Annotated in this window: 17 protein-coding genes; 11 read left to right on the top strand and 6 right to left on the bottom strand. The window is 44.5% G+C overall.

Going from position 1 to position 13,033, the window contains the following annotated elements; genetic code table 11:
• The first annotated feature begins 54 nt into the window (after positions 1 to 54).
• Entirely contained in the window at positions 55 to 966 is a 912-nt protein-coding gene (locus AZH43_RS11245; RefSeq protein ID WP_067669720.1) for a bestrophin family protein, read from the top strand.
• Positions 967 to 1,071: 105 nt separating this feature from the next.
• Here AZH43_RS11245 and AZH43_RS11240 read toward each other — a convergent pair whose 3' ends face one another.
• Positions 1,072 to 1,923, bottom strand: coding sequence for a PHP domain-containing protein (locus AZH43_RS11240; RefSeq protein WP_067669718.1), 852 nt, complete (start codon positions 1,921 to 1,923; stop codon positions 1,072 to 1,074).
• Positions 1,924 to 1,969: 46 nt separating this feature from the next.
• On the opposite strand from AZH43_RS11240, the gene AZH43_RS11235 reads away from it, so the two are divergent.
• Genes AZH43_RS11235 through mnmC form a run of 4 tightly spaced genes read left to right on the top strand, consistent with a single transcriptional unit; the run spans position 1,970 to position 5,377 of the window.
• Positions 1,970 to 2,581: an inner membrane-spanning protein YciB gene (locus AZH43_RS11235; protein WP_067669716.1), complete on the top strand. Its 612-nt coding sequence runs from the start codon at positions 1,970 to 1,972 to the stop codon at positions 2,579 to 2,581.
• Between the two features lie 28 nt (positions 2,582 to 2,609).
• Entirely contained in the window at positions 2,610 to 2,912 is a 303-nt protein-coding gene (locus AZH43_RS11230) for a YciI family protein (protein ID WP_067669711.1), read from the top strand.
• A gap of 5 nt (positions 2,913 to 2,917) precedes the next feature.
• Entirely contained in the window at positions 2,918 to 3,409 is a 492-nt protein-coding gene (locus AZH43_RS11225; RefSeq protein WP_067669709.1) for a hypothetical protein, read from the top strand.
• Positions 3,410 to 3,460: 51 nt separating this feature from the next.
• The gene (mnmC, locus tag AZH43_RS11220; protein ID WP_067669707.1) at positions 3,461 to 5,377 is read left to right on the top strand and encodes an FAD-dependent 5-carboxymethylaminomethyl-2-thiouridine(34) oxidoreductase MnmC; all 1,917 of its coding nucleotides are present in this window, start codon (positions 3,461 to 3,463) and stop codon (positions 5,375 to 5,377) included.
• A 70-nt stretch (positions 5,378 to 5,447) separates the two neighbouring features.
• Here the strand turns inward: mnmC and AZH43_RS11215 are convergent, their stop codons facing one another.
• Entirely contained in the window at positions 5,448 to 5,762 is a 315-nt protein-coding gene (locus AZH43_RS11215) for a rhodanese-like domain-containing protein (RefSeq protein WP_067669705.1), read from the bottom strand.
• Positions 5,763 to 5,853: 91 nt separating this feature from the next.
• Between AZH43_RS11215 and AZH43_RS11210 the strand changes: the two genes are divergently transcribed.
• The 3 genes from AZH43_RS11210 to AZH43_RS11200 all read left to right on the top strand — a co-directional run bounded on the left by AZH43_RS11210 (position 5,854) and on the right by AZH43_RS11200 (position 7,530).
• On the top strand, positions 5,854 to 6,342 hold the full coding sequence (locus AZH43_RS11210) for a YajQ family cyclic di-GMP-binding protein (RefSeq protein ID WP_067669703.1): 489 nt from the start codon (positions 5,854 to 5,856) through the stop codon (positions 6,340 to 6,342).
• 30 nt (positions 6,343 to 6,372) lie between these two features.
• Complete coding sequence (locus AZH43_RS11205; protein WP_067669701.1) at positions 6,373 to 6,882, top strand: DUF4442 domain-containing protein; 510 nt, start codon at positions 6,373 to 6,375, stop codon at positions 6,880 to 6,882.
• 156 nt (positions 6,883 to 7,038) lie between these two features.
• Positions 7,039 to 7,530, top strand: coding sequence for a nuclear transport factor 2 family protein (locus AZH43_RS11200; RefSeq protein WP_067669699.1), 492 nt, complete (start codon positions 7,039 to 7,041; stop codon positions 7,528 to 7,530).
• 100 nt (positions 7,531 to 7,630) lie between these two features.
• On the opposite strand, the gene AZH43_RS11195 is transcribed toward AZH43_RS11200, so the two are convergent.
• The 3 genes from AZH43_RS11195 to AZH43_RS11185 all read right to left on the bottom strand — a co-directional run bounded on the left by AZH43_RS11195 (position 7,631) and on the right by AZH43_RS11185 (position 9,403).
• Positions 7,631 to 7,996, bottom strand: coding sequence for an acyl-CoA thioesterase (locus tag AZH43_RS11195; RefSeq protein WP_406564621.1), 366 nt, complete (start codon positions 7,994 to 7,996; stop codon positions 7,631 to 7,633).
• A gap of 72 nt (positions 7,997 to 8,068) precedes the next feature.
• Positions 8,069 to 8,500, bottom strand: a complete 432-nt coding sequence (gene trxC / locus AZH43_RS11190; RefSeq protein ID WP_067669695.1) for a thioredoxin TrxC — start codon at positions 8,498 to 8,500, stop codon at positions 8,069 to 8,071.
• Positions 8,501 to 9,403, bottom strand: coding sequence for an alpha/beta hydrolase (locus AZH43_RS11185; protein ID WP_067669693.1), 903 nt, complete (start codon positions 9,401 to 9,403; stop codon positions 8,501 to 8,503).
• Positions 9,404 to 9,526: 123 nt separating this feature from the next.
• On the opposite strand from AZH43_RS11185, the gene AZH43_RS11180 reads away from it, so the two are divergent.
• Both AZH43_RS11180 and AZH43_RS11175 read left to right on the top strand, forming a co-directional pair.
• A complete protein-coding gene (locus AZH43_RS11180; RefSeq protein WP_067669691.1) occupies positions 9,527 to 9,862 on the top strand; it encodes a TIGR01244 family sulfur transferase in 336 nt (111 codons plus the stop codon).
• Positions 9,855 to 10,277 (top strand): beta-lactamase hydrolase domain-containing protein, encoded by a 423-nt coding sequence (locus tag AZH43_RS11175; RefSeq protein WP_067669687.1) that lies wholly within the window; start codon positions 9,855 to 9,857, stop codon positions 10,275 to 10,277. The genes AZH43_RS11180 and AZH43_RS11175 overlap by 8 nt, the downstream gene beginning before the upstream one ends.
• A gap of 154 nt (positions 10,278 to 10,431) precedes the next feature.
• Here the strand turns inward: AZH43_RS11175 and AZH43_RS11170 are convergent, their stop codons facing one another.
• Entirely contained in the window at positions 10,432 to 12,114 is a 1,683-nt protein-coding gene (locus tag AZH43_RS11170; RefSeq protein WP_067669682.1) for a hypothetical protein, read from the bottom strand.
• Between the two features lie 145 nt (positions 12,115 to 12,259).
• Here AZH43_RS11170 and AZH43_RS11165 point away from each other — a divergent pair.
• Positions 12,260 to 13,033 (top strand): FAD-dependent oxidoreductase (locus AZH43_RS11165; protein ID WP_148660148.1); only part of this gene is annotated, 774 nt, incomplete at its 3' end.

Raw genomic sequence — 13,033 nt, 5'->3', positions numbered from 1 at the left:
AGGCCTGAGCAGACATGAAGATCAGTCCAAATAATTTATAAAGATATTTATCACATGATTGTGCGTGACCAACCCAGTATATTTAAGCTGCTGTTTTCATGGCGCGGTACAATTTTGCCCAAAGTTTTGCCTCCGTTAGGCTTTGTCATGCTGCTGTCTGCCGTGATTGGCGGGCTGTCCTATATCAATATTTTCCATTTCCCTGAATTGCCGCTGGTCGGCTTTACACTGATTGGCGTCGTGCTGTCTATTTTTTTAGGCTTTAAAAACACTGCCTGCTATGACCGCTGGTGGGAAGCCCGCCGCCTGTGGGGAATTTTAATTGCGAATTCACGCCATTTTGACCGCGACTGCCGCATGCTCAGCCAAGGCCGCCGTGAACGGGTCATTCAGCATGTCATTGTCTTTGCTAATGTGCTCCGTGACCGCCTGCGCCATCAAACTGCCAATCCAACAGAGCTGGTGCAGACCAGCGGCATGAGCCAGCAAGCCCTGACACAGCTGTATCAGCAGGCCAATGCCCCGCAATACACCCTGAGCCTGATTCAATGGGAACTGATGCAGTCCCTCAAGGACGGCGAGATTTCAGACATTATTTATGCGCAAATGAATCAGCATGTGATGGAGCTCAGCATGGTGCAAACAGGCTGTGACCGCATTGCGACCACGCCGCTGCCCTTCGCCTATTCAGTGCTACTGAACCGCACGGTGTATTTTTTCTGCTTTATGCTGCCGTTCAGCTTGGGTTCGACTTTAGGTTTAGCCACCCCGCTGCTGGTCGGTATTCTGGCCTATACCTTTTTAGGATTGGATGCGCTCAGCTCAGAAATTGAAGAGCCTTTCGGCACGCAAAGCAATGACTTGCCGCTGGATTCCATGGTCCGCACCATTGAAATTGAATTGCTGGGTACACTGGGCAAACCGACACCGCCGCCGATTCAGGCACAGGACAATAATCTTCTATAATCCCTCTGCGCCTCCCTTTCTTGCATTTCGTTTTAAAGCAATGCTTGAAACTCATTCAGGGAGGAAAAACCCTCCTTTATAAAGGAGGGTTTAGGGTATCAAAAATCAACGAAAACTTTCCCAAATGCCTGTTTGCCCCTCATTTACACGGGGAATGTTCCCTAATTTAATCCACGGCATGTTGCCGCCATGAAAATCACTGCCGACTGATACTTTCAATCCATGTTCCGCAATCATGCGGTCCACCATTTGCCGTGTTCCCAGCGGCTCCACCGCCGGCGGCAACTCAACAGCATCGCCGCCGAATTGAGCAAAGATTTCGATCAGATAGCGAATATTGGTCGCGGATAAATCATAACGGGTCGGATGCGCCAGCACGGCAAAACCGCTGCTGGCATGAATCACTTGAATAGTTTCTTCCAGCCCCAGGCCATCAAATTTAACATAAGCCTTTTTGCCTTCTTTTATGTATTTGTCAAAAGCCTGCTGCGGGCGGCTGACATAGCCTTTTTCAACCAAGACTTTAGCAATATGGGTTCGGGTCACCCGGTCTGGAATGCCGTCAACTTTTGCAATGACATCAGCATAAATATCCTCACCAATCAATGGGATCAATAAATCACAGATCTGTTTGGCGCGGATTGCCCGAATTTGCTTTTGCTGTTCTAACAGCGCCAAAAGCGGTGCTGGATTTTGCATATTCAGCGCCACAATATGCACGCCATAGCTCTTTTTGGTCGCAGGGCGCGACCATTGGCTGGAAATTTCAACGCCGGAAACAAGCGTAATGCCTACTTCTTCAGCAATATCTTCAGCTTGGGTTAAGCCATCCATCGTATCGTGATCAGTCAGAGCAAGGGTATGAATGCCAATTTCTTTGGCCGCACGCACCAGCTGTTCTGGAGACAAAGTTCCATCAGAAATATTACTGTGTGTATGTAAATCTACGCCGTGCATCACTTATACTATGTCATTTATTTGATCAGATACCAGATACTCTAACATGAAAGCACTTTTAGACTTTGTGCCACTCATTATTTTCTTTTATTTATATAAAACTGTAGACCCCAAAGATACTGATCATCCCTTGCTGCAATTGATCGGCTCTGCCGGCGGTGTCGATAATAATAATATTCTTGTCGCAACCACTGGCCTGATCATTTCCATGCTTGTGGTTTACGGCGCTTTGTTCTTTATTCAGAAATTCCGCTTAGATAAGCAGCAATGGATTGTGCTGTTTATGACCGTTATTTTTGGCGGCATTACCTTAATGCTCAGCGATGACTTTTATATCCGTTTAAAAGCTGTTTTGCTTAATCTGGTCTTTGCGGGCGCATTCCTGCTGTCACCATGGTTCGGTAAAGATAAAAAGCCGCTGATTAAGCGCTTATTTGGCCCAGTGCTGGATTTAACCGACCGTGGCTGGATCAAGCTGAACTATGCATGGGCGGCCATGTTTGTCGTCATGTCCAGTTTGCATGTTTTCTTTGCCTATTTATATGCCGGCGGAAAATATTGGGGCGAATTCACCGCATTTGGTGACATGATCGTGATGTTTTCCTTTATCATTATTCAGTTTATTGTCTTGCGTAAATACTTTAAGACTTCTGAATAAAACTTTCGGTAAAATTTAGAGAAATCACATGCCATTTTTCGTTGTAACATGTACAGATAATGAAGGTACAGTTGAAAAACGCCTTGCAGTGCGCCCGCAGCATTTGGAACGCCTGCAAAAACTGGATGATGAAGGCCGCTTAGTCGTTGCTGGCGCAATGCCAAAAGATCCTAGCAATCCAGCAGCCGGGTTTTACGGCAGTACAATTATTGTCGATTTTGATTCTCGCGAAGCTTTGGATGACTGGCTTCAAGAAGAACCGTTCCTTAAAGAAGGGGTTTACGGCCATATTGACGTAAAACCTTTCAACAAAGCCTTTCCTAAAGGATAAGTGACATGCGCGCCGTTGTTTCCAGCTTACTGGGCCTCTCAATTCTTTGTACCACTGTATGGGCGGTTGAACCCTCTCCTGCTCCTGCTGTAGCCCCTGCTGCGCAAGCAACGACTTCAACACCGCTGCCGGCGAATAAACCTAAAATTCTGCCTGTTTCCGCAGCCGGCAACCCCAATGCGTTATTGGCGGAAGAAAAACCCTTAACCGCTGAACAATTGGCAAAGAATAAAGTCTTGCAGGATGCCAAAATTAAAGCGCTGGTCAAAGATCAGCACTCGCGCCTGCAGCAGCTGGAAAAAGCCAATTTAGAAGCCTTATCGCAAAATCAGGAACTGCAGCTGAAAAATGATAATCTGGGCGTTCAAGTGCAGGTGCTGCAAAGTGAACGCAGCGCGCAGATGTTCCTGTATGGCGCAGCCACTATTGCGGTCGGCGTATTGCTGGGATTTTTGATCGCCAGCTATGTCTACACCAAGCGCCGCCGTCAATGGTAAGCCGCTGCAAGCTCTCATTTTTGTACCTGTAACCATGTAAAAGGCTGAGCCGTGGCTGATGCAATTCAAACTGCCGATCTCGAATGGAAAATTATCGACAGTATAGAGATCCCTCTCTCTAAACAATTTGGCGATACCTATTTTTCCAAAGACAATGGCTTGCAAGAAACACGCCATGTGTTTTTAAACGGCAATGATTTGCCTGAACGGCTCGCGCAGCTGCAGGATTTTGAATACTTCAGTGTCGGTGAAACCGGCTTTGGCACAGGGCTGAATATTTTGGCGCTGTGGCAGCTGTGGCAGCAGGTGCGTCCAGACAATCACAGCCGGCTGCATGCGGTTTCAGTCGAAAAATTTCCGCTGTCTAAAGCCGATTTAATCCGGGCCCTGAATGCATGGCCTGAACTGCAGCCTTTGGCGCAGCAGCTGATTGAGCAGTATCCGCTGCCGATTGCAGGCTGCCACCGTTTAAATTTTCCAGATGAGCGCTTTGCTCTTGATCTTTGGCTGGGCGATGCGCATGACGTTTTCCCTGCCATGGAGCGTACCCAGCAAATCAATGCATGGTTTCTGGATGGTTTTGCACCAGCCTGCAATCCGGATATGTGGGAAGAAAATGTGCTCAGCAACATTGTGTACCTGTCGGGCATCGGCACCACGTTTTCATCATTCAGTGTCGCAGGCGTGCTGAAGCGCGGCTTAAAACAGCATGGCATCAGCATTACGCGTCCGCGCGGTTTTGCTCATAAGCGTGAAATGCTGAAAGGTATTTGGCTTCCGCCTGAAACGGATAGCCAGCCGGCAGATGAAGCCAACGCTCAAAAAAAAACTCAGTTAAACGCTCAGCCTGTTTTTAAACAGCGCCGCATTGCGATCGTGGGCGCGGGTATCGCAGGCCTAAGCTGCGCCTGGGCTTTTGCTCAGCGCGGCCATCAGATCACCCTCTATGACCAGTCAGCGCCTTTGGCGGGCGGATCAGGCAATCCTCTCGCGCTTTTAAATCCGAAGCTCTGTCCCATCGCGCAAAGCGCAGATCATCTGATGACTCTGACATGGCAATATGCCCTGCGGCACTATGCCAAATTTACAGCCTTCCGGCCCATTCAAGTCCGCCAATTGGCGCTGAAAAAAGCGGAAGAGCTGCTAGATTTAGCTGCACAGTATCCGCTAGGCATTCTGCAGGCAGAAACAGCGCAAGAAAGCAGTTTTGCCTCCCCTTATCCCAGCTTAAATTTAAAGCTGGCTGGCGCGGTATATCCGCACCAATTGCGTGATCAAATCCTGCGGCATCCGCTGATTCAATTTCGGCAAGCCGAAATTACGCAAATTCAGCCGGCATGCTCTTTACAGGCTGCCGCTCCTATTGCGCTCTTTCAGGCGGATCAGCGTTTAGGAGACTACGATCATGCTATTGTCTGCGCCGCCCGTCACAGCGCTCAGTTCTTCACGCAATATCCTGCCCTGAAGCCCATCCGCGGGCAAGTCAGCTGGGTCAGCAATACAGCGCAGCCACTCCCGCAAGATACCGCTTACAGCTATGGCGGCTACTGCATGCAGCTGGATGCAGAACATTTGATTCTGGGCGCATCATTTTATCCAAACCGCAGTGATGATGCGGTGCTGCTGGAAGACCATGTGCATAACTACGAACTTATCCACAGTGTTTTTCCTGCCTATGCGCAATCTCTGCCAGCACCCGACACTTGGCAAGGGCGGGCATCTGTGCGCGCGCAAACTCAGGATTACTTCCCTGTGCTGGGAAAAATGCAGAATGATCAGGAAATTTATACTTTTGCCGGCTTAGGTTCGAAAGGATTCCTCTACGCGCCTTTATGCAGTGAAGTTATCGCGGCGCAAGTCTTGGGAGAAGCCTGCCCGATTCCATCAGTATTGCTGAAAAAACTGAGTGCGCAGCGTTTTCAGAAAAAGATTAAAGCCAAGAAGCCTTATTTTAAATCCGAGCTGTAATCATCGGCATGAATGATTGCGCTGCTTTTTTTTGATAGGCCATAAAAAAGCGCCTTGCGGCGCTTTTTCCTCAGCTGCCCTGCTCTAGGGGCAAGCCTGCATCACGAGCGGCGCGTGTGCCGCCCATTAAAATGACATATTCACGTGAGCTGTCAAAACCCTCTAATTTCTCAGCTGCACGTGGCGCTTTGCTTCCGCCACCACATAAAATGTAAATGGGCTGATCCGTCGACACCTGAGTTAGGCTGCTTTCTGAAAGACCGCTAATTGGCTGGTTCACAGCGCCTTTAACATGTGCTTCAGAATAAGCATTTGAATCGCGTACATCCCAGATAATCGCATTTTCTGGGAACTCAAATGTTGTAATTTCTTGCTTACGGATCATTGTGCACTCCTTTGATGTAAACAACACTTGGCAAATGAAGAAAACATCCCTAGCATCTCAGATATTCTTTCCATTTGTAAAGGTCTAATCCATGCCATCTTTTGATATTGTTTCAGAATTAGAAGTTTTTGAAGTAAATCATGCAGTTCAGAATACTCAAAAAGAAATCGCGACCCGTTTTGACTTCCGCGGTCAGGATGTTTCGATTGAACTGAATGAAAAAAACAAAGAAATCAAAATTTCTACAGAAAGTGATTTCCAGTGCGAACAAGTATACAGCATGCTGGAAGGACATTTCTTTAAGCGTAAAGTCGATATCCAAGCGCTTGACCCGCAAAAAATGACCGCTTCAGGTAAAAATGTCATTCAAGTGATTAAACTGAAAGATGGACTTGACTCCGATACTGCAAAAAAAATTAATAAAGCCATTAAAGAAAGCGGCATTAAAGTGCAGTCTTCTATTCAAGGCGATAAAATCCGAGTAACGGATAAAAAACGCGATACATTGCAGCAAATTATGGCGTTCCTAAAAGAACAGCAATTTGGCGTGCCGTTACAGTTCAACAATTTTAAAGATTAAGGCAGAGAACTCTGCCAAGCAGAGGGACACATGGCGCAGCGCAACCGCTTATCCAGACTGGTGCAAACCACATCTAAATTTCCGCAGGGCATCCGCACTGCGCTATGGTCCAAAGCCTTTGGGCGCATTGTGCCCATGGTCGGCACAGCCAAAATCCGCTATGAACAAGTGACGCCATCACTGGTCAAGGTCAGTCTTGCCAATCATAAAGCCATGCAAAACCATATCGGGCAAGTCCATGCCTGCGCCATGCTGCTGATTGCAGAAACGGCAACCGGTTTTGTCACAGCGATGAATGTGCCGGACAGCGCTATTGTGCTGATTAAAAGCATAAAAGCTGATTTTAAGCGCCCCAGCAAAGGCGCCATGAAAGCGGTTGCTGAATTGACAGCGGAGCAGCAGCAGCTGATGCAAAGCACAGATAAAGGCGAAACTCTGGTGTCCGTAATCATCAGCGATGAATCCGGTGAAGCGCCGGTAAAATGCGAAATGCTTTGGGCTTGGGTATCAAAGTCGCATTTGCAAAAATCAAAGCCGTAAATGCTTAGCGGGTTTTTATAAAAATGTAAATAAAACTTACCTTTAGGTAAGTTTTATTTTTACTGTAATAGCACTCGAATAAAACACAATGCTTCTAGATTGAAATCAAGCGGCAGCTCAGCATAGCTGGATATTCCAAACATATCGAACATCCTCATGAAAAAAATAATCTTGGCATCCGCCTTGCTCGTTTCTATCCTGCTTTTTTCTGCATGCAGTCAAAATCCTATTTCAAATACAGCAGCATCAGCAGCAAATACCGCTCAGGCAAAAGCTGAACAGAATAAACAAATTGTGATCGACTTCTATGAAGGCGTATTTTTAAAGCATCAGGTGAAAAGCTATGCAGACCGCTATATTGGCGCTCAATATATTCAGCATAATCCACATGTGCCCGATGGAAAAGCGCCTTTTGTGAACTTCTTTACCCAGCACTTTAAGGACCATCCAGAAGCGAAAAGCATCATTAAACGGGCCGCTGCCGAAGGCGATCTGGTCTTTTTGCATGTGCATTCGACAGAGCATGCGCAAGATCAAGGCACTGCTATTGTTGATATTTTCCGTCTTGAAAATGGCAAAATTGTAGAACACTGGGATGTGCAGCAAGATGTTCCTGCTGAAAGCGCCAACAGCAATACCATGTTCTGATTGAAGGCAAAATCATTGTTTGCTGAATAGACAGAATATAAATACAGCAATAAAAAAAGCCAGTTTACTCACTGGCTTTTTTTATTGCTGTACAAGTCATTTAAGCGATTTTAGCTGCAAACTTTTCTTTTGCTTCATCTGGAATCTGACGCTTAGCGCCTTTGACATCAACGGCAACAAAGGTAAATACGCCTTCAGTCACACGGATGGGGTCACGTGAACTGTCATGGCTATCCCACACTTCAATTTGCATTTGAATTGAGGTATTTCCGACTTTCAAAATCTTTGTATAGCAGCTGATGACATCACCGACTTTCACCGGCACTAAAAATGTCATTTGATTAATAGAAATTGTCGCGCAGCGCCCTTTGCTGAAACGTTCAGCGTGAATTGCACCCGCCAAATCCATCTGTGACACAATCCATCCGCCAAAGACATCGCCGCTCCAGTTAGTATCTGCAGGCATTGCGATGGTTTGAAGGGAAAGCGTTCCCTCCGGTTTTACATGAGAATCTGACACTTGAACTCCAAGCCCTGATTATTGATGGGCAGTTAATTGTTGATCCAGCCACTGCTGCAGTTCGCTGGATCGCAACGCACCGCTTATTCTAGCAATTTCATTGGTTTTATTCATTAGAACCAGTGTAGGAATGCTGCGAACGTTAAAAGCGCTGCTCAGGCGCGGATTCTCTTCCGTGTTGATCTTGGCAAAGACTACATTCGGATACTGCTTTGCTGCCTGAGCGAAATGCGGCGCCATCATTTTACAAGGACCGCACCATTCTGCCCATAAATCTATCAAAATAGGCAAATCACTGCTGGTGATATAGCTGCTGAAATTCTGTTCATTTAATTCTATCGGCGCAAGCGGAATTAAATTTTGATGGCATTGTCCGCATGCAGGGCTTGCTGAAAGTTTATCTTCAGGCACACGGTTCTTAGCGCCACAGTTCGGGCAAACAACAATCATTTAGCCATCTCCAATATGCTTATTTAAAAAGTCTAATTGAACAGCGACCGCTTTTTCAAACCATTTTCCATGATAAATATCAAAATGCTGCATTTCCCACTCATTATAATCGACATAAGGCGCAATATTGGTCGCCGCTTCCCGGCTGATTTCCAAAGGCACAATGCTGTCCTGCCGCGATGCTATATATAAAACTGGGACGGCAATCCGCCTGAGGTTTTGAATCGGCCGGTAACGGATTAAATTAAAAAAAACCCGTGCAGGAATTTCACCGCTCCAATAGCAATCAGGATGCAGGATGGATTGATAGCCTTGATATGCATCAGCAGCGGCGACAAAGCACAGTTCCTGATCAGATTCAGCCACCACAGGCAGTGTTCGGGGAAGCATCGCGACTTTAGCCCCCATATAATCCTGGCTGGAAATTTTTAAAGCTTTCGGCAGCAGCGCCAGCGGATATTGCTTGGCGCTCTCCGCCCCATCAACAAAAGGATTTAAGGCGATTACAGCCTGAATGTTTTTATTTTCTGAAGCAATATCTAAAACATAGCCCGCGCTTAAGGAAATGCCCCACAGCACAATTTTCCGGCTGTCTATCGATTTTCGCTGCGCGACATGCATCAGCATGGTTCGCCAGTCTTCCAGCTGCGCTTGAATTGAAACCAGCTCCCGCGGGCGTCCTGTGCTGCCGCCCCAATAACGGTAATCAAAAAGCACAACTGCATAGCCCGCCTGCGCAAACCGCTTCGCAAATTGAACAAGCTTGAACTGCCGTAAGCAGGCTAAGCCATGTGCCATAATAATTACGCCAGACTTATGTTCCGTCTTTGGCCGGTAAAAATCTGCGGCAATAACGTCTTGTCCGCTTTTTACATACAGAGGTTCGACTGTATAAGCATGCATACGTACTCCATGCATTATTGAATGGTTATAATTGTTTATAAAAATTTCAATACATCAAACGCATATCGGTGCTTAATGCTATCATAAAGCATAGTTGTATTTTTGAAATTAAGGAGTGACAGAATGAGCGAAAATGTTGGCTTTGCAGGTCAAATCGCCCCTGAACATGTAACCCAGGTTGTTGAAAAGGGCTTTAAATCCATTATAAACAACCGCCCTGATATGGAAGGCGGACCAGAGCAGCCAACCAGTGCTCAAATTGAAGAAGCCGCTCGGGAAGCCGGCATTGATTATGTATATCAGCCTGTTGTTGCTGGTCAAATCAATGAGCTGGATGTCCGGACATTTGCCAATCATTTTAATGAACTGCCAAAACCAGTTCTAATGTTCTGCCGTACAGGCAACCGTTCAAACAATCTGTATCAGCTGGCAAAACAAATGGATTTGCTGGATGACTAAGCGCGTCATCCCAAGCTTATTCTTCAGTGTAGCCCTGCTCTTTTCTGTACCGGCTCTGGCTCAAAATGACAGCATTGTCCTGAACAATAATGCGAGCGCAGCTGGACAGATGACAGCTGAAAAATTCAATTCACTGTTAAAGCAGCAAGGCTTTAAATCCGTGATTGTTAACCGGCCAGATCAAGAGCTGGGAAATACAGTGACCGTCAATGAGCTTCGCAGCATCGCTGAAAAATCTCATGTCAGCGTCATTTACCAGCCGGTGATCAGCGGTAAAATTTCTCAAACAGACGTAGCAGAGTTTGCCAAATATTATAATGAGCTGCCCAAACCCATTCTGATGGTTTGTAAAAGCGGCTCACGCTCTTCTTCGCTGTTCAATCAGGCTAAAGCCCAAGGTTTACTGCATGAATAAATTACTGCTGATTGTAATCTGCACGCTTGCTGTTTGCGGCTGCAGCTCTATGAATGTCCGCCCCACCGTTGGCGTGAGTGTTGGGACTTCAATTTAATTATTTATTAAAGCCCCACACGCAATAAAAAAACAGCGCCGAAGCGCTGTTTTTTATTTACAATAAATTTGCCCAAGGCTTACTTTCCGAGCACGGTGATTGCGTAGAATTTGTATTATATGGACTCATGTCAAAGGGTTGAACCGTTTCTGCATCAAAGTCAGACTGAAGCAAGCTCAATGGATAATCATAAGACACATTTAGATTAGGAAAATTATTTGTAGCTGACTTAATATTAATACGTACAGTCTGCCAAGTAGCATAGGTTTTAAAATAACTAATATTAAATTTAAATTGTCCCGATTTATCTGTCGTTGCAGTATAACGATTGCCACTTATTGTTTGAATAGCATCTCCATTAATAGCAGTAGCAATATCCATTAAATTCTGCTGTGCAATACATGCGAATTGATAACGTGAAGCTATTGAATAATTATTCAGTCCTAAAAGTTTGTTTTCTTTTTCTTTAATTTGGCTCAGTAAATCCGCTAAAGATTTGTTAATACTAGTCAATTCAGTACTTTCAGCGACAGTGAGCGAAGCTGGATCTTTTGCACTCAGTACACTTTTTCTTGCCGTTAGATCTGTCTGATTTGTTTTTAAATCAGTAATATCATCCGATATATTTTTCTTATCAATCTCAAAGGATGCTTTGTAATTTTTGCCCAATACATAGTGGCCAGACTTTTTATCGACAACACTTAATTCAATTGTGAAATCTTCATTATCAATTGCATTACCATCTTTATCCACTACCCGTACAGACATCGTTTCCTCATAATCCAAATCTGAATTCACTGAAGCCAATTTTGCAGTTCTACCAAACGATAGGTTTGGAGTAGCTTCAGTTCCTTCTGAGTTCGTTACTCGTACAACTAAATTCTGTAAAGTTTCATTACCATTAGCATCAATAATTGATGCCTGTAAAATGATACCTTGATCAATCAATGCGGCTTGCTGAGAAGCGGTAAGACCATTCTGAATACTGATATTAAAAGAAGCGATACCCACTGTATCCGTAACAGCTTTACTATTAAGTATTATTGCGCCAGAACCCGTAGGATTTAGAATTTTTAAAACAACATCTTTAGCTGATGCAATTGCACCATCATTATCAACAGCTTGAACGGTAATAATTGCATCTCCGCCTTTAACACTTAATAACTGTTTATTTGACTTCATTGTCAAATTATATGCAGGTGTTGTAGCATCTGAACCATTATTGATAACACGAATATTCAAATTTTGAATAGCTTTAGAATTATTCTCATCTGTATATGATGCAGAAATATTTAAGCCATTAGCAAGTAAGTCATTAATCAAGTCTACTGAAACAGATGGCTTAAAAGAAAGTTTGAAGCTAGCATAACCATTTTCATCTGTAATTTTTACCGATGCCCCATTATTAGATAAACCTTTATCACGAACTGCTTGATCTAAAATTAAGCTAAGTGACTTTTCTTTCACTCCACCTCCATTTTCATCAACCAATCGTAAAGTAACATCAACCTCGTCACCGGTTACATCCACAGTAGGCTTACTGCTTTGTATTTCTAAGAAATACTTCTCTGAAATAACAGTATTTTCTTGCCCATTACCGGTATCAGAGCCATTGCCAGTCGAACCATTATTAGAAGAATCTGAATTATAATAACCGTCACTGCCACCGCCGCCGCAGCCAGCAAGCAATACAGCCAAAGTTATAGCTGATAATTTTAAACCAATTTGTTTCTTTGTCATGGAAATCCCCAAAACCCCTCATCAATTTTTCGAACTAGTTATAAATATTTATTGGTGGATATGTAATCATAGTTGTTGCTTTATGTAAACAAAAGCATGAGAAATGTTTTGTGATGTTAGCTTAATAATTCACAAGGAGTTCAATATGTACGACATTATCATTATTGGTGCAGGAACGGCAGGCATTGCGGCTTATAAAGAAGCAATCAAACACACTCAAAATATCATTATCATCAATGATGGCCCTTGGGACACCACATGCGCTCGTGTAGGCTGCATGCCCAGCAAAATACTCATATCATCTGCAAATCGTATGCATGATATTCAGCATGCTGCAGAAGTCGCTTTAAACTTAGAGCCTCAAATCAATACAATAAACGTCATGCCGCATGTAAGAGCCCTACGGGACCGTTTTACAGCGGCCACATTAAAAGACGTCAATAGCTGGAACCCATCACATAAAATTTCTGGACATGCTTCTTTTATTAATGCCGATACAATACAAGTCAACCATTCGACCTATCAAACCAAAGCCTTTATTCTTGCAGTCGGGTCAACACCGTCATTTAATCCTCAATGGAAATCAGCACTTAAAGAGAGGCTGATTACTTCTGATGATATATTTGAATTGCCCGACTTGCCAAAATCATTAGCTGTGATCGGCAGCGGTGTTATTGCCATAGAACTGGCGCAGGCTATGCATAGACTCGGTGTAAAAACCACAATATTTGCACGCAGCCGAAAAGTCGGGACCTTAACCAGCCCAAATCTTCAACTGCTGGCTCAAAAAGAATTACAGACTGAGTTAGACATTAAATTTGAAGTACTGCCAAAGACAGTTGCAAACACACAGGCTGGCGTTGAAATTACATATGAAGAAAATGGGGCTGAATTGACCTTAATTACTGATTATTTACTG

The organism is Acinetobacter pragensis (assembly GCF_001605895.1).
GTDB classification, from domain to species: domain Bacteria; phylum Pseudomonadota; class Gammaproteobacteria; order Pseudomonadales; family Moraxellaceae; genus Acinetobacter; species Acinetobacter pragensis.
Note: the sequence above shows the minus strand (reverse complement) of the source record. Positions and strands in the feature narration are given on the sequence as shown.